General features: G+C 62.2%; 1 protein-coding gene. It reads left to right on the top strand.

Annotated features, from left to right (window positions below; all coding sequences use genetic code 11):
• On the top strand, positions 1 to 1,124 hold a 1,124-nt coding region (gene tuf, locus ACFOW6_RS18170), incomplete at its 3' end, for an elongation factor Tu (RefSeq protein ID WP_382423844.1).

Here is a 1,124-nt window from a genome sequence, read left to right as displayed (position 1 = left end):
ATGGCGAAGGCGAAATACGAGCGGACGAAGCCGCACTGCAACATTGGGACGGTTGGTCACGTTGACCATGGAAAGACGACGCTGACGGCTGCGATTACGAAGGTCATGGCGGAGTCTGGGACGGGCCAGGTCATGGCGTACGACGCGATTGACAAGGCGCCTGAGGAGAAGGCGCGGGGGATCACGATTTCGACGGCGCATGTTGAGTACGAGACGGCGAACCGTCACTACGCGCACGTGGACTGCCCGGGTCACGCGGACTATGTGAAGAACATGATCACGGGTGCTGCGCAGATGGACGGCGCGGTTCTGGTTGTGTCCGCGGCGGACGGTCCGATGCCGCAGACGCGCGAGCACATACTCCTGGCGCGCCAGGTTGGTGTTCCGGCGCTGGTTGTCTATCTGAACAAGTGCGACATGGTTGACGACGAGGAGCTTCTCGAGCTTGTTGAGCTTGAGGTGCGCGAGCTTCTGTCGAGCTATGACTTCCCGGGCGACGACATTCCGATCGTCAAGGGGTCTGCACTGGCGGCGATCGAGGACACGGACACGAAGCTGGGCCATGATTCGATCCTTGAGCTGATGCAGGCTGTGGACGACTACATTCCCACGCCGGAGCGTCCGAAGGACCAGCCGTTCCTGATGCCGATCGAGGACGTGTTCTCGATTTCGGGCCGCGGGACGGTTGTCACGGGTCGTGTTGAGCGCGGTGTCGTGAAGGTTGGCGAGGAGGTCGAGGTTGTCGGCCTGCACGCCACGCGCAAGACGACGGTGACCGGTGTTGAGATGTTCCGCAAGCTGCTTGACCAGGGCGAGGCGGGCGACAACATTGGTGCGCTTCTGCGCGGCATTGGCCGCGACGACGTTGAGCGCGGCCAGGTTCTTGCGAAGCCGGGGACGATTACGCCGCACACGAAGTTCAAGGCGGAGGCCTACATTCTGACGAAGGACGAGGGTGGCCGTCACACGCCGTTCTTCACGAACTACCGTCCGCAGTTCTATTTCCGCACGACGGACGTCACGGGCATTGTGACGCTGCCGGAGGGTACGGAGATGGTGATGCCGGGCGACAACGTCTCGATGGACGTGGAGCTGATTGCGCCGATTGCCATGGACGAGGGCCT

It is taken from the genome of Fodinicurvata halophila, assembly GCF_042651425.1.
GTDB lineage: Bacteria > Pseudomonadota > Alphaproteobacteria > Kiloniellales > DSM-21159 > Fodinicurvata > Fodinicurvata halophila.
Note: the sequence above shows the minus strand (reverse complement) of the source record. Positions and strands in the feature narration are given on the sequence as shown.